The sequence below is a fragment of the Thermococcus sp. MAR1 genome (genome assembly GCF_012027305.1).
GTDB lineage: Archaea > Methanobacteriota_B > Thermococci > Thermococcales > Thermococcaceae > Thermococcus.
Genome location: NZ_SNUF01000003.1, coordinates 1 through 13032 on the forward strand (window position 1 = coordinate 1; position 13032 = coordinate 13032).

General features: G+C 54.7%; 17 protein-coding genes and 2 tRNA genes. 10 read left to right on the top strand and 9 right to left on the bottom strand.

The genetic code is table 11. From position 1 onward, the window contains the following. Positions 1 to 239 precede the first annotated feature (239 nt). On the top strand, positions 240 to 989 hold the full coding sequence (locus E3E25_RS10180; protein ID WP_167893211.1) for a biotin/lipoate A/B protein ligase family protein: 750 nt from the start codon (positions 240 to 242) through the stop codon (positions 987 to 989). Between the two features lie 84 nt (positions 990 to 1073). Here E3E25_RS10180 and E3E25_RS10185 read toward each other — a convergent pair whose 3' ends face one another. After that, positions 1074 to 1700, bottom strand: a complete 627-nt coding sequence (locus E3E25_RS10185; RefSeq protein ID WP_167893212.1) for a hypothetical protein — start codon at positions 1698 to 1700, stop codon at positions 1074 to 1076. 141 nt (positions 1701 to 1841) lie between these two features. Here E3E25_RS10185 and E3E25_RS10190 point away from each other — a divergent pair. The 3 genes from E3E25_RS10190 (at position 1842) to E3E25_RS10200 (ending at position 2937) form a co-directional block, all read left to right on the top strand. Next, positions 1842 to 1918, top strand: a tRNA-His gene (locus tag E3E25_RS10190). Between the two features lie 129 nt (positions 1919 to 2047). After that, positions 2048 to 2575 carry a cob(I)yrinic acid a,c-diamide adenosyltransferase gene (gene cobO / locus E3E25_RS10195; protein ID WP_167893213.1) on the top strand — a complete coding sequence of 176 codons (528 nt, stop codon included), beginning with the start codon at positions 2048 to 2050 and terminating at the stop codon, positions 2573 to 2575. Between the two features lie 110 nt (positions 2576 to 2685). Continuing rightward, entirely contained in the window at positions 2686 to 2937 is a 252-nt protein-coding gene (locus E3E25_RS10200; RefSeq protein ID WP_014013138.1) for a UPF0147 family protein, read from the top strand. A gap of 53 nt (positions 2938 to 2990) precedes the next feature. On the opposite strand, the gene E3E25_RS10205 is transcribed toward E3E25_RS10200, so the two are convergent. Genes E3E25_RS10205 through E3E25_RS10220 form a run of 4 tightly spaced genes read right to left on the bottom strand, consistent with a single transcriptional unit; the run spans position 2991 to position 4622 of the window. After that, complete coding sequence (locus E3E25_RS10205; RefSeq protein ID WP_167893214.1) at positions 2991 to 3548, bottom strand: aldolase; 558 nt, start codon at positions 3546 to 3548, stop codon at positions 2991 to 2993. 9 nt (positions 3549 to 3557) lie between these two features. Further along, positions 3558 to 3806 (bottom strand): type II toxin-antitoxin system HicA family toxin, encoded by a 249-nt coding sequence (locus E3E25_RS10210; RefSeq protein WP_167893215.1) that lies wholly within the window; start codon positions 3804 to 3806, stop codon positions 3558 to 3560. Beyond that, positions 3784 to 4008 carry a type II toxin-antitoxin system HicB family antitoxin gene (locus tag E3E25_RS10215; RefSeq protein ID WP_167893216.1) on the bottom strand — a complete coding sequence of 75 codons (225 nt, stop codon included), beginning with the start codon at positions 4006 to 4008 and terminating at the stop codon, positions 3784 to 3786. The genes E3E25_RS10210 and E3E25_RS10215 overlap by 23 nt, the downstream gene beginning before the upstream one ends. A gap of 35 nt (positions 4009 to 4043) precedes the next feature. Next, positions 4044 to 4622, bottom strand: coding sequence for a hypothetical protein (locus E3E25_RS10220; protein ID WP_167893217.1), 579 nt, complete (start codon positions 4620 to 4622; stop codon positions 4044 to 4046). Between the two features lie 76 nt (positions 4623 to 4698). On the opposite strand from E3E25_RS10220, the gene E3E25_RS10225 reads away from it, so the two are divergent. Then, positions 4699 to 4776, top strand: a tRNA-Tyr gene (locus E3E25_RS10225). A gap of 156 nt (positions 4777 to 4932) precedes the next feature. Continuing rightward, on the top strand, positions 4933 to 5370 hold the full coding sequence (locus E3E25_RS10230) for a Tfx family DNA-binding protein (protein WP_167893371.1): 438 nt from the start codon (positions 4933 to 4935) through the stop codon (positions 5368 to 5370). On the opposite strand, the gene E3E25_RS10235 is transcribed toward E3E25_RS10230, so the two are convergent. Both E3E25_RS10235 and E3E25_RS10240 read right to left on the bottom strand, forming a co-directional pair. Further along, complete coding sequence (locus E3E25_RS10235; protein WP_167893218.1) at positions 5338 to 6012, bottom strand: CidB/LrgB family autolysis modulator; 675 nt, start codon at positions 6010 to 6012, stop codon at positions 5338 to 5340. The two genes, E3E25_RS10230 and E3E25_RS10235, sit on opposite strands and share 33 nt — an antisense overlap. Beyond that, on the bottom strand, positions 6009 to 6356 hold the full coding sequence (locus E3E25_RS10240; protein WP_167893219.1) for a CidA/LrgA family protein: 348 nt from the start codon (positions 6354 to 6356) through the stop codon (positions 6009 to 6011). Before E3E25_RS10240 ends, E3E25_RS10235 begins: the two co-directional genes overlap by 4 nt. 83 nt (positions 6357 to 6439) lie before the next feature. On the opposite strand from E3E25_RS10240, the gene E3E25_RS10245 reads away from it, so the two are divergent. Further along, positions 6440 to 7906, top strand: coding sequence for a DUF2139 domain-containing protein (locus E3E25_RS10245; RefSeq protein WP_167893220.1), 1467 nt, complete (start codon positions 6440 to 6442; stop codon positions 7904 to 7906). Between the two features lie 10 nt (positions 7907 to 7916). Here the strand turns inward: E3E25_RS10245 and E3E25_RS10250 are convergent, their stop codons facing one another. Together E3E25_RS10250 and tes are read right to left on the bottom strand one after the other, a co-directional pair. Beyond that, positions 7917 to 8228 carry a DUF3213 domain-containing protein gene (locus E3E25_RS10250; RefSeq protein WP_167893221.1) on the bottom strand — a complete coding sequence of 104 codons (312 nt, stop codon included), beginning with the start codon at positions 8226 to 8228 and terminating at the stop codon, positions 7917 to 7919. Beyond that, the gene (gene tes / locus E3E25_RS10255; RefSeq protein WP_167893222.1) at positions 8228 to 9997 is read right to left on the bottom strand and encodes a tetraether lipid synthase Tes; all 1770 of its coding nucleotides are present in this window, start codon (positions 9995 to 9997) and stop codon (positions 8228 to 8230) included. Before tes ends, E3E25_RS10250 begins: the two co-directional genes overlap by 1 nt. Before the next feature lie 159 nt (positions 9998 to 10156). On the opposite strand from tes, the gene E3E25_RS10260 reads away from it, so the two are divergent. From E3E25_RS10260 to E3E25_RS10270, 3 genes are all read left to right on the top strand, one after another. Then, positions 10157 to 10516 (top strand): hypothetical protein, encoded by a 360-nt coding sequence (locus tag E3E25_RS10260; protein WP_167893223.1) that lies wholly within the window; start codon positions 10157 to 10159, stop codon positions 10514 to 10516. A 9-nt stretch (positions 10517 to 10525) separates the two neighbouring features. After that, positions 10526 to 11113 (top strand): type-4 uracil-DNA glycosylase, encoded by a 588-nt coding sequence (udg, locus tag E3E25_RS10265; RefSeq protein WP_167893224.1) that lies wholly within the window; start codon positions 10526 to 10528, stop codon positions 11111 to 11113. Positions 11114 to 11424: 311 nt separating this feature from the next. Continuing rightward, positions 11425 to 13020: a Na+/H+ antiporter NhaC family protein gene (locus tag E3E25_RS10270; RefSeq protein WP_167893225.1), complete on the top strand. Its 1596-nt coding sequence runs from the start codon at positions 11425 to 11427 to the stop codon at positions 13018 to 13020. Positions 13021 to 13032: the final 12 nt, after the last annotated feature.

A 13032-nucleotide genomic window follows, 5' to 3' on the forward strand; every position in this document is an offset into this window, starting at 1 on the left:
ACCTCCCGCTTAACAATGCATGCAACATCTTCAAGCCCCTCTTGGGCAGTCGGAACTTTTTGGTCAAGCTTTGCTTGCGCAAAGCTTGCTGGGGGGCTAACGCCCCCACACCCCAGAACTTTGCCAAGGCAAAGTTTCTATCCGCTCAGTGGTGACCGCTCTCCTCACCCTTCGGAAGGGCTTAGCCTCATCATCGCTGGGCTTAAAAACGCCCACGACCTTTTAACCTTGGTGATGTCATGAGGTTCATCCCGCTCATAGTTGCAAGGCCCGAGGTCCAGATGGCCATAGACGAGGCCATAATGCGCGCCAGAATCGAGGGGAAGGTTCCAGACACCGTTAGGCTATACGCATTCTCGCCGAGCTCGGTAACTATTGGAAGATTCCAGAGCGTCGTCCACGACGTCAACCTTGAGGAAGCCAGGAGGCTCGGCATTCCTGTCGTGAGGAGAATAACCGGCGGCGGTTCGGTCTTCCACGACGAGTTCGGCGAGATAACCTATTCCGTCGTTGTCGGCGAAGATTTACACCCCATGCTCAAAAACGTCGAGACGAGCTACCTCTATCTGGCCGGCCCTCTCGTCGATGCCTTGAAAGAGCTCGGCATTGAGGCCGGCTTCTCCGGCCTCAACGACATAGTTGCCAACGGAAAGAAGATAAGCGGCTCCGCACAGACGAGGCGGAAGGGAATCATCCTGCAGCACGGCACCTTCATGTACTCCACGCGCGTCGAGGTTCTCGGAAGGGTTCTCCGCGCTTCAAAGGCCAAGCTCGCCGACAAGGGCGTTTCAAGCATCTGGGAGAGGGTAACAACGCTGGAGCGCGAGGGGATAAAGCTCAGCCGCTGGGAGGCCTACGAACTGCTGAAGGACAAGTTCTTTATCGCGTTTGGGCTGGAAGAAGGGGGGCTAACGGACTACGAGCTTGAGCTTGCCGAGAGACTGGTGGAAGAGAGGTACGGGAACCCGGAGTGGAATGAGATGAGGTAACTTTTTTTCTTTTGCAGGCCTCGCCCTTTTAGGGCGGGGAAGAGGTCAGTGCGGGATGCCTTTCCATGAAGAGCTACATGAGTCTCACCTGGCTTTGATTTCGAACTTCTCTGCCAGCTCGTAGAACAGCTCGTCTTCGCCGAGTTCTTCCCTCAGCTTTCTGAAGTTTCTCCCCAGGCGCGGCAGTCTCCCCTTACTCCTCATCAGCATGGAATTGCCGACTTCTAGAGCAAAGCTCAGGTATTCATCGTCGATTAAAACCCTTCCGTCCCTGCCGAGGGGCGCGGTTAGGTACTCTGTGGCGTTTATCTCAACGAGGTAGCGGGTTGAGATGACCTTGAAGGTGGTGTACTTAAATCCCGATGCCAAACCGAGCTCGTGGAGCTTCTTCGCTTTCTCGATGTCCTCCGCAACGATGTGGAATATGGGCGGCTGGCTCTTGAGGAAGATCAGTCCCTTTTCTGCCTTTTTGAGCGCTTCTCTTGCTTCTTCAAATGTCATCTCACGGTGTACCTTTATGAGCCACCTTGAGAGGGGCTTTGCACCCAAAGCGGGCTCCTCGATGATGCCTATTCGGCCGGAGCAGGAGCTGGTCGTGTAGATTCCATTAATTGAGTTGATGAGCAGGAGGAGGTCGATTATATCTTCATCCACTTTCCCTTCTCTCATCGCGGTGAAGAGACTTTGGAGGGCTTCGCGCTTTGCCTTCATATCTAAACCTCCCATGGCCTTTTGAGAGCTTAAATCTCGCTCCAGCTCTTAGTTATGGTATGTAAAAGGTCTCAGCTCCCTCTTTCAGCCCCTTCCGTCGAAAACTTTATAAAGCTAACCCAAAAGGTTTAGCTGGAAATGGCCAGGGTGGTGTAGCCTGGTTAGCACAGGGGACTGTGGATCCCCTAGCCCGGGTTCAAATCCCGGCCCTGGCCCCATCACATCAACCCTTTCTGACAAAATCGCTGGCGGAAGGGTTCTTACTGTTTTTAAATGCAAACTTTTTGAAACTTTCATCCAACACCCTTTAAAACCCCTGGCGATTATATCCATTCCGGTGAACCCACATGACATGGAAAGACAAGCTCGGCTTAGTTCACATCTACACCGGCAACGGGAAGGGGAAGACGACGGCGGCCTTCGGCCTGGCCGTGAGGATGCTCGGCTCCGGCGGAAAGGTCATCATCCTTCAGTTCATGAAGGCGGGAGACGTTTACGGCGAGCAGAAGAAGATAGCCGAATGTGGCGCGGTCATAGAGTCCTTCGGCCTGCCCAAGTTTGTCCACGGAAAACCTGAACCGGACGACATAGAGGCCGCCAAAAAGGCCCTTCAGCGGGCTAGGGAGGTCGTCTCAAGCGGTGAGTGGGATCTGGTAATCCTTGATGAAATCTGCGTTGCCTTGGGTTTCAAAATGCTCGACGTTGAGGAAGTCAGGGAGCTTGTCAAGAGCAAAGCCCCGCACACGGAGCTCGTCCTGACCGGCCGCTACTGCCCGGAGGAGCTCTTTGAGCTGGCCGACTACGTCACCGAGATGAAGGAGGTAAAGCACCCCTATCAGCAGGGAATCCTCGCGAGGAGGGGCGTGGAGTTTTAGTTCTGGCCCTCCCCTGGTTTCGACCTTGACCGAAAAGTTTTTTAGTTAGAAAAGCTTAAGATAACCCGAGGAGATTTTAGTAACAATTCTTTAGAAAAGGGGGTGATAGAATGAGCGAGCTCATCGGCCAGATCGTGCAGGTTCTCAAGGAGCAGGTCGTCCAGGACACCGTTGTCCCCAGGAACATAAGGCGTGCCGCCGAGCAGGCCATAGAGGCCCTCCTCGACGAGAGCAAGGAGCCCGCCGTCAGGGCGGCCGATGCCATAGCAATCCTTGAGGAGATAAGCGAGGACCCGAACATGCCGATGCACACGAGGACGATCATCTGGGAAGTCCTCGGTGCCCTTGAGCAGGTCAAGTGAGCGTTTTCTTTTTACGCTCATTTCCCTGCGTTTCTGATGAGTAAAAAGGAGAGCTATTTTCTGCCCAGGTGCCAGAGCTTCGCGCTCTCCTCCACCAGTTCGGCCTTGTAGAAGGCCTCCCTCAGTGTTCTTCCGACGGTAACTATGCCGTGCCGCTCCATTATGACTGCATCCGACTGGAGTATGGCGTCTGCCACAACGTCGGCCAGCTCCTGGGTTCCCGCAGGCCTGAACGGGGCTATTGGAATTCTCTTCAGGTATATCTCCGCCTCGGGGGTCATTATCGGCAGCTCCCAGTCGATTAGGGATGTTGCGGCTATTGCATAGGGGGGGTGGAGGTGAGCTATGGCTTTGACGTCCGGCCGGCTCCTGTAAACTGCCAGATGGAGCCTGTACTCCGAGGACGGTCTGACGCCTGAAACCTGCCTTCCGCCCATGTCTATAACTGCCACCTGCTCCCTGGTCATATCGTCCATCACCGCCCCCGTGGCCTTGATGAAGACGAGGCTTCCCTTCCTGATGCTCAGGTTTCCGCCAAATGCAGCTGTAAGTCCCCTCTCGTGGGCCAGTCGGGAGTACCTCACCAGTTGGGCTTTGATTGCTCTGCTCATGGTTCCACCTCATAGCTTCTTTAGCATGTCAATCAATTCCTCTTTGGGGATTCCGTTCCAAAGTGAGACTTTGTTCAGAATATCGTTGAGGGTTCCTTTGGCTATTTCGTCATGATACGGAATCGTTATCTTATGCGTTCCCAGCGGGGTTCCTTTCTCGAGCCTGACGTGGCTTCCGCGCTGTCTTACAACGGTGTATCCAAGCCTTTTGAGGAGTTTTATCAACTTCTCGCCGCTAACTACTGGCAGTTTGCTCAACTCTGGACACCTCAAACTCCGAGAGCGTCATGACAATTATTTTCTCTCCTCTCTCGATATCCTCCTCGAAATGAAGCTCTACAGCCTCCTGGAGGTTTTCCATCAACTCGTCTAGGGTTTTCCCCTGAGTGAAAATGTCCTCGTTAATTCCTCTGGCACACCAGTACTTCCCATCGAAATACACGTCAAACTTTACTATCATCACACTCCCCTGGGAATGGTTCTTTATCTTGGTACTTAACCTTTTACCCTCACGCCGTAGCCGCAGTCTTGGCAGTAAGCCTTCTCCCCCTTCCAGACGAGCTCTCCGCCGCAGACGGGGCAGGTGTGAACGTCTCCCCCACTCTTCCAGCGCTCGTAGGTCTCGCGGTCTATAACGAGGAAGAGGCCAGCTTCATCCTCCTCGAAGTGGCCGAGAACCGGGTTGCTCTCCAGTTCGAGGGTTTTCCCGTCTATGATCATCGGCTCAACGCCTATGTTCCCCTCGTATTCGAGGTCGTTGGTCGGGAGGATCTCAACGACGAAGGCATCTAGCTTTTTATCGTGGTACGCTATGACCTCCAGCGCGTCGCTGAGCTCGCCGCTGGACGAGATGACGTCAACCACCAGCGTCTCTCCCCGTGGGATGACGAGGGCTATGAGGAACCTGCTCCTGTAGAGGGCCAGCCCCCGGTCGAGGCAGCTCTCCTCCATCCCAAAACCTCTCAGAATCTCACGGATCTCGGCTCCGCCTGGCAGCTTGCCCTCGCGCATTATGAAGTCCCCGATCTCCTTGGCGAGCGGCATGGCGAGTGTAACGGGTTCGTAGAGCTTCATGTTCCCACCCCAACTACCTCGGGAGAAAAATTTATAAACCTACCCGGGGGATTATGGAACGGGCTGCCTGTAGGGTCCCGCGGTAGCCTAGCCTGGGAGCGGCGGCGGACTGTAGATCCGCAGGTCCCCGGTTCAAATCCGGGCCGCGGGACCACCAGAATTCTAACGCCTTTTCTGGGAACATTGAGCTCTGGGTCTTCCTTGTTCGGGAGTTCTATCTCTGTGGGTACTTTTCCGGCTGACCGGCTTTCAGCCCTTTTGAGAAAAAACTTTTTAATCTTCAGCGTCGTGTTAAACTCTGGTGTTTAAAATGCCTGCGAAGAGCTTTCTCACAGACCAGCAGATTAGAATCCTCCGCCTGCGAGCCAAGGGGTTGAAACAGAGCGAGATCGCCGAAATGCTGGGCACGAGCAGGGCCAACATCAGTATACTTGAGAGGCGCGCCCTTGAGAAGATAGAGAAGGCCCGGAATACGATCCTCATCTGGGAGCAGATAAACTCCAAGATAAGCGTTGAAGTGAGAAAGGGGGAAGACATCTTTACCGTTCCTGGGAGGCTCTTCAAGAAGGCCGACGAGCTGAAAATAAAGGTTCCATACAGCACGGCGGAGATAATAGCCTTTCTCGTGGAGCACGCGCCTGTCGAGGACAGGCTGGCAAAGAGGGACTTCACGCTCTTCCTCGACGCCAAGGACAGGCTGAGGATAAGCGAGTGCCTACTTGAGGACTTCGATAAGGTAGGGAAGTAGTAACGATGTGAAGACGCCGTTCAGGGCCATTGCCAGGCCGCTCACCGCTCCGGCCAGCTCGTCTTCAAGGATTATTCTTGCCGTCCCGAGACCGTGGGAGCTGACGCCAGTCGCCAGGCCGCGTGCTATTCTGTCTCTAACCCCGATAAGGTCGAGCAACTCCGGGGCGAAGGCGTTGCCGAGCAGGCCGGTGAGTATTACCAGTACCGCCGTTAAAGCTGGAATACCTCCTATCTCCTCGCTTATGCCTATCGCTATGGCCGTGGTAACGCTCTTGGGGGCTATGCTCAGGAGAACCTCCTCGCTACCGCCGAGGAGTTGCGCGATGTAGAACGCGCTCAGTATTGCAATCGTTCCACCGAAGGCTATCCCAAGCGTTATCTCCCTCGCGTAGGCCCTTATGGTTCCCCTACCTTTGTAGACCGGAACCGCCAGACTCACAACCGCCGGTCCGAGGAGAAACTTGAGTATAACCGCGCTCTCCATGTAGGACTCGTAGGAAAAGCCGCCGAAGTGAAGCACTGTTGCTATAGTGAATATCGACAGAAGGACGGGATTGGTGTAGAAGGTTCTCCTCCTGGAGTGGAGCTCCGAGAACAGGTAGAAGACAATGAGGGTGAGCGTTATCCCGAGGGGATTCATTCTTCACCCCTCCTGAGCAGTTCGACCGTCTTCGCCGTCACGACAAGCGTAACCAGGAAGCTCAGAACCAAGGAAACGAATATCGGAGTGGCCTGGCTCCTTATGAGAGTGATATAAGCAACTATCCCCACCCCGGGCGGAATGAACATGATGCTCATGTTCCTGACGAACAGCTCTGCCTCGCCCTCCACCCATTCCTCCTTTACATTCCCACTTAGAAGTGCCCCCAATAAGAGGAGCATCCCGAGAACGCTGCCCGGGATTGGAACTTTGAGGTACGAGCTAATCAGTTCCCCTAGGGCGTAGAAGCCAAAGATTATCGCCAGTCCGCGGTAGGGCCTCATAGTTTCGTTTAGGATTCCAACGTATAAAAATCCAACTCCCGAAAGGGAAATAAAACCTTGGGCGTAGTCTCAACGGTGGTATTATGCTCCTGAGGAACTACCGGTTTTCTGGAAGGTACGGTCCCGAGTGGGGCAGCGGCGGAATCTTTGGGCTGAGATATCACAATGGAACGCTCTACTTCACGCTGGCCTTCGAGGCCGAGGCGCACTTCATAGACGTGAAGAGTGGTGGGGAAAAGGTTTACGACTTCACCCTTCTCGGCGATGCCCCTACGAGCGGCGGAGACACCTACAACGCGGTCGAGACGGTTGACGAGTTCATATACTTCGGCGGCTGGGTTCACGCACCGGCCGTTTACAGGAAAGACCGAAGGATACTCTTCAACAATAAGTACTCCCACGTTCACGTGTACGACACAGAGGAGGAAACGGTAAAGCTCCTCTGGAGGGACTCCATCCATCACGACACCGACTGGGCCGGAGAGGTGAGCGATATACTCTACGACCCCTACAACGACAGTCTATTGCTCGCGAGGGAGGACGGGCACGCAAATCTCGGCGTCTACGCCTTGGACCGGAGAACCGGGAAGGCCGAACCTTTGATTCACGAACCCTCTGCCAAGGGGACGAGGGTTCACGATGCGGCCTTCTTCGGGATCGGCAACAACTTCACCGAGGGGCTTAGGGAGATAAAGGCCCTGGACCTGATAGATGGAAAATGGGAGACCTTCAAGCCGGGAGAGAGCGTCGATGGGAGGCCCTACATACGGCCAGAGTACGGCCCACTGGCGGGCGCCTACAACAGGGCCTTTGCCTTCGTTCGCGGTGGAGTCATAGCAGGAAACCCATTCATGGGTGAGGAGTTTACCTTTTTCCGTCTCTTTGACTTCTACACCTTCTACGCCCCCTTCAGGGTAAACGCGATAAACGTCGGAGGGGGCATCCTCACAGCCTACAACGCCCACCACGATGCGGTTTATAGTGGGAACCCGGCCGATGTCGGCATGGAGTGGGCGGCGACGAACACCATAACCGGACCCAGCGTTCTCCTCTACCTTGCCCCGCCAATGGTGAAAATAGTGGGAGCCTTTGGCGCCAGGGTGACGAGCATCGAGAAAGTGGACGGGAAGCTCCTCGTGGCGACCAACACGGCACCGAACACGGGCTCAACCGAGGCGACGCCCTTTGATACGGGGAGCAGGGATGTGGTGGTTCTCGACGAGAAGATAATCCAGGAAAAGCCCCCCGCGGTGAGCTTCTCCCTTCCGCTCGCGCTTCCGAGCATGGCGAAGAACCTGGGTGCCGGAACCTTCGGTGGTATCCCACTGGACGGCTACCGCGAGCCAAGGATGGTTCTCTACCTGAGCACGGACAACAGGCTGACGGTTCACGAGTACGAGCTGGTACTGCCGGCTGGAGGGGCGGTGAGCGAAACCTTCGAAGTGAGGGCCGGAAAGAACGTGCTCGACCTCAGCTCGTTCAGCGGCATCGTGAGCTTCGAGCTGGAAAAACCGGATATGGGGGGGAAGGTAAGAATAGAGCTCCGATGAACCTTCCCCTTTACGATTCCATTCTTCCGAGGAGGTTGTTCCACGAGTAGCTGGATTCTATGAGTTCCCCAACGGTTACGGTTTCCTCACCCGTTATCTCCGGCTCAAGGTCACTGAGCTTTTTGAGGAGCTCCTCCCGCGGAAGGGTCTCCTCATCGAATATTACAAAGCCGTTCTTGGCGTAGCCGTTGAGGAATATCCTCCACACCCTTTCATCTTTCTCAAGCTCGTACTGCTTGGCCATTGCATTCTCCCAGTTTATCCTTCCAAACCTGAAGACCAGCTTGGTGAGCCTCTTCCCGGGCTTGACAGTCACTTCCATCACCCCTTTATGGTTCCGAAGTAGTCTTCAATGTCGATGTAGGTCTTCCTGTAGAGCTCGCTCCCCTTCATCCTCTCAACGAACTCCTTCGTCCTGATGTACTTGTCCTTCTGGTACTCCCAGTCTGGGTGCATGGCCTTCCACTCCTCCCATGTGTAGCTGAACTGGGCCTGAACCTTGTCACGGTAGAGTTCTGGAATCACGTTGAAGGTACAGAAGGGCACTATCCTGCCGTCGGGCATTGCGTAGTGGATAACGCAGCGCTCCACACGCTCAACATCGTAGTTGTACTCGTCCATGAAGTGCATCATCCCGAGGAAGAGGGCGTTGGTGTGGAACTTGCCGAGGGCGTCGTAGTTTCCATGCATGAAGGCGTTCTTTATGAGTTCGAGTACCCCGAGCCCCTTGGGGGCGTATTTTTCATCGTAGAAGCTCTTGAACTTCATGAATATCTCCGCCCCGAGCTTGAGCTTCTGGAGCCTTCCGAGGCTCTTCCACTTCTCTATCTCCTCCGCCTTGCTCTCAAGGTACTCAACGAAGCCCTCAACGTCGAGGAACCTGCTTATCGGCACAACGCGTTTGTTGTCCCTGTCAAGGAAGACGTAGGTTGCTGCACCACAGCAGTAGTGGCTCGTCATGTAGTAGCGCGAGCCGGTGAAGGCCTCAAAAAACCTCGCTATGTGGCCAGCGATAGGAATCGGGTACCAGTCGTCCATCGCTATTGCACCGTTGGTCTGCTCCTCTATCCTCGCTATCGCGCCCGGTATAGTTATTCTAAACCTCTGGCGCTCCTTCTTCGGAACCCTTCCGACGAGGGAAATCGGCTGGAAGTTGACACCGCGCACTATATCGAGGTGGTTCAGGCCGAAGTTTATAATGGCCCCAAGCTCGTGGTCGTTAACGTTCCTTATGGTCGTTGGCACTAAGACTATACCCGGACCCCCTGCCTTCCTCACGTTCTCGAATATGAGCGGAATCTCCCAGTGGTTCTTCCAGTTTGTCTGGGGGGTCATACCATCGTAGCTGAGGTAGAGGGTATTAACGCCCGCCTCGCGGATTTTCTTAACCAGTTTGGGCTCAAAGGCGAGCTTTATTCCATCGGTGTTGAGCTGGACGTGATCGTAACCTTCCTCCTTGGCGATCTTAATTATCTCTATGAGGTCCTCACGGAGGGTTGGCTCTCCGCCGGTCAGCTGGACGGCATTGGCTCCAACCGGATACTCCTTCTTGGCGTTTCTGAGCATCATGCGTATCTGCTCAAGGGTGGGCTCGTATATCGGCTGGCCCTCCTTGGCGTAGAAGAAGCAGTACCAGCAGCTCAAATTACAGCGGTTGGTGAGAACTATGTTGAGCAAACTGGTGTGTGAGCGGTGCCTTGCGCAGAGACCGCAATCCAAGGGACAGTTAACACCGCTGTTCTCAACGTTGGCACTCATGAGCTTGAAGTCAAACTTCCACCTCTGGAAGCGGTAGTACTGCTCAACGCTCTCGTAATAGACATCGGTTATCATACCTTCCGGACAGCGTTTCGTTATCCATACCTTACCATCCTTCTCCCATACGAGGGCCGGAACGACCCTTCTAGTTTCGGGACAGAGGGAGTACGTTCTGTGCGGCAGCGGCCCACCGTATGCCCTGCTGGCCTTCCTAATCATCTCCTCGAACTGCTCCTCACTGATCTCAGGGAACTCGATTATGTCCCTGATCCTCTTTGTAAGCTGGTTGAATTCTTTTTCGCCGCTGGGTACTTCACCAACGCTCTCTGCCATATCAGCCACCTCTTCAACTTTTGCCTTTGGTCATTTATCCAATCATCAGGTATAAAAACTTTTGCGTAAATATGAAGATTTTCCTGCATATCTATGGCCCACATTTGGGTAAAAGGCTAAGAGTTAAAAGTAGGCCCTCAAAGTTACTCCGGTGGTGAGATGCCGGCGAGAGAAATGAGGATGGAGATGTTCCTCCGCGCCCTGCTCAGGAGGGACTTCACCAAGGCAAAAGCCCACCTCGAGAAGCTCCAGAAGATGGCTGGAAGTGACGAGTGGGGAAGGGGCTACGGCAAGGCCATAAACGGCTTCATAAGCGCCCTCAAGGACAACGACGGTGATGCCCTCATAGTTCAGCTCTTAAACGAACACGACAGGGAGAAAGCCGAGAAGCTCCTGAATCACTTCAAATCCATTCTCGAACACGAGTTCCGTGACGAGTATGAGAAGGGTTACTACACAGCCTGGGTCGAGTTCCTCAACGCCTACCTCGCCCAGAAAACTCTTGCACTCAAGAGATGAGGTGTTTTCATGGGGAAGGAAGAGGCAATGAGAAAGCTCGAGGAACGCATAAGAAACTGCCAGAAATGCCCCCTCGGAAGGCTCAGAACCAACGCAGTTCCCGGCTCGGGAAGCTACGACGCCAAGGTGATGTTCGTCGGCGAAGCACCGGGCTACTGGGAAGACCAGAAGGGTCTACCTTTCGTAGGTAGGGCAGGAAGGATACTCGACGAACTTCTCGCTGAAATAGGCCTGAGCAGGGAGGAGGTCTACATAACCAACATAGTCAAGTGCCGCCCTCCGGAGAACAGGGACCCCACGGAGGAAGAGATACGTGCCTGCTCGCCCTACCTCGACAGACAGATAGACCTAATCAGGCCGAAGGTCATAGTGCCCCTGGGAAGACACTCCATGGGGTACATCCTTGAGAAGTTCGGCTTTGAAGTAGAGCCCATAAGCAAGATACACGGAAAAACCTTCGAGGCTCACACGCTCTTCGGAAGATTCGTCATAATGCCCACATACCATCCGGCCGTTGCCCTCTACAGACCTCCCCTGAAGGAGGAGTTGAGGAAGGACTTCCAGAGGCTCAGGGAGCTGATAGAGAGTCAACCATGAAAGGCACTTCATGTCTCAAATACTATTCCGAGTGAATCTTCCTTCCTTAGCGTTTTTTAAGACCAAAAACTAATTTTCTGAATCTTTTTCTGGGAAAGATTTTTATGGTATTGGTGCGCATTATTGTACCTGAGAGCATGCATTAATGCAGGGGTACACCAGTATTCACCAGAACGCAGGGAATTCGCTTCAGATGTATGGAACCGGTCCACGGGATTTTCGAAAACATGTCATTGTGTCAAAAACTTTTCAGGAAACCTTATATTGCACCCAAGGATTCCAAGGCATGATATTTAGGTGGGGGTGAAACTGTGTCGGATTTCGGAGTACTGTCTCTGCTGCCACCCCTGGTGGCTATTATCCTAGCGATATGGACGAAGAGGGTTATACTGGCTCTGTTCGCCGGTGTCTGGATTGGAGGCGTAATGGTCTCCGGCTGGAACCCGGTGACGGGAACGACTCAAACCCTCGACTGGATAGTCGGCAACGCCATCGATGACTGGAACGTCAAGATACTGCTCTTCGACTTCCTCATCGGTGCGGGCGTGGGGCTCATATACAAGTCAGGAGGAGCGATGGCGATAGGCCGCGCCCTGGCGAGCAAGGTCAAAACCAGCCGCGGTGCCTCTCTTATGGGTTGGCTCCTCGGTGTGCTAATCTTCTTCGACGACTACACCAACACCATCATCGTAGGTAACACCATGAGGCCCATCACCGACAGGACCCGCGTTTCCCGTGAGATGCTCGCCTACATAGACGACTCAACTGCGGCACCCGTTGCGGGACTGGCGCTCGTCTCGACCTGGATAGGCTACGAGGTCGGTCTCATCGGCGATGCTTTTAAGGATTTAAACGTCAGCTATGGTGCCTACGTCGCTTGGATGCACAGCGTTCCCTTCAGGTTCTACTCGATACTCGCGATAATACTGGTCTTCATCGTGGCCTTCACCCACAGGCACTACGGCCCGATGCTCCACGCTGAGTACCGCGCTAGGACCGAGGGCAAAGTCCTCCGCGACGGGGCAAAGCCGCTCATGACCACAGAGGTTGACCTCGGCATGCCGAAGGAGGACGGCAGCGTCCACATCTTCATCTGGCCGATACTGACGCTCATATTCGTCACCCTCTACGGAATGTGGTACACCGGCGGTGGGGGCGAAGTCTATGCCACCGACGGGCTGATGGGCGTTCTTGGAAACTCAGACTCTGCACTTGCTCTGCTCTGGGGTTCCTTTGCCATGGTCGTGGTTGCCTTCTTCCTCGTCCTGGCCATGAAGCGCATGACCATCGAGGAAGCAGAGGACGCCATCGTCCGCGGTATGAAGCAGATGATCATAGCCAACACCATCCTGCTCCTTGCCTGGAGCATCAAGAGCGCCACCGACGCCGTCGGAACCGCTCCGTACATCGTCGACCTCGCCAAGAGTGCAGGCGTCACCGGTAGCTGGGTGCCGCTGATAGTGTTCCTCATCTCGATGTTCATCTCCTTCACGACCGGAACGAGCTGGGGAACCTTCAGCATCATGCTGCCCATCGCCATACCGCTCGCCTACGGAGTCACTGGCTACGTTGGTCCCGAGGTCTTCGCGGCCATCGGTGCGGTCTTTGCCGGCGGTATCTTCGGCGACCACTGCTCACCGATCAGCGACACAACGATAATGAGTTCGATGTTCTCCGGTTCGGACCACATAGACCACGTTACAACGCAGGTGCCGTACGCGGTGACGGCCTCAGGAGTTGGCATAATACTCTATCTCCTCTTCGGCTTCGGCGTCCACAGCTGGGCGGTACTCCTTCCGCTTGGCCTTGTCCTACTCGTGGGCGCCTGGTACGTGCTCAGCGAGTGGTACGGCAAGAAGTACGGCATACCGCACGGAAAGGTTCCGGTCTACGTGGCCGAGGAGTGAGCCTTTCCTTTC

Bases quoted from the DNA above. Each gene is read 5' to 3' on its own strand.
- E3E25_RS10180 (WP_167893211.1), top strand. From the start codon at position 240: ATGAGGTTCATCCCGCTCATAGTTGCAAGGCCCGAGGTCCAGATGGCC.
- E3E25_RS10185 (WP_167893212.1), bottom strand. From the start codon at position 1,700: ATGAAGGCAAAGCGCGAAGCCCTCCAAAGTCTCTTCACCGCGATGAGA.
- cobO (WP_167893213.1), top strand. From the start codon at position 2,048: ATGACATGGAAAGACAAGCTCGGCTTAGTTCACATCTACACCGGCAAC.
- E3E25_RS10200 (WP_014013138.1), top strand. From the start codon at position 2,686: ATGAGCGAGCTCATCGGCCAGATCGTGCAGGTTCTCAAGGAGCAGGTC.
- E3E25_RS10205 (WP_167893214.1), bottom strand. From the start codon at position 3,548: ATGAGCAGAGCAATCAAAGCCCAACTGGTGAGGTACTCCCGACTGGCC.
- E3E25_RS10215 (WP_167893216.1), bottom strand. From the start codon at position 4,008: ATGATAGTAAAGTTTGACGTGTATTTCGATGGGAAGTACTGGTGTGCC.
- E3E25_RS10220 (WP_167893217.1), bottom strand. From the start codon at position 4,622: ATGAAGCTCTACGAACCCGTTACACTCGCCATGCCGCTCGCCAAGGAG.
- E3E25_RS10230 (WP_167893371.1), top strand. From the start codon at position 4,933: ATGCCTGCGAAGAGCTTTCTCACAGACCAGCAGATTAGAATCCTCCGC.
- E3E25_RS10235 (WP_167893218.1), bottom strand. From the start codon at position 6,012: ATGAATCCCCTCGGGATAACGCTCACCCTCATTGTCTTCTACCTGTTC.
- E3E25_RS10240 (WP_167893219.1), bottom strand. From the start codon at position 6,356: ATGAGGCCCTACCGCGGACTGGCGATAATCTTTGGCTTCTACGCCCTA.
- E3E25_RS10245 (WP_167893220.1), top strand. From the start codon at position 6,440: ATGCTCCTGAGGAACTACCGGTTTTCTGGAAGGTACGGTCCCGAGTGG.
- E3E25_RS10250 (WP_167893221.1), bottom strand. From the start codon at position 8,228: ATGGAAGTGACTGTCAAGCCCGGGAAGAGGCTCACCAAGCTGGTCTTC.
- tes (WP_167893222.1), bottom strand. From the start codon at position 9,997: ATGGCAGAGAGCGTTGGTGAAGTACCCAGCGGCGAAAAAGAATTCAAC.
- E3E25_RS10260 (WP_167893223.1), top strand. From the start codon at position 10,157: ATGCCGGCGAGAGAAATGAGGATGGAGATGTTCCTCCGCGCCCTGCTC.
- udg (WP_167893224.1), top strand. From the start codon at position 10,526: ATGGGGAAGGAAGAGGCAATGAGAAAGCTCGAGGAACGCATAAGAAAC.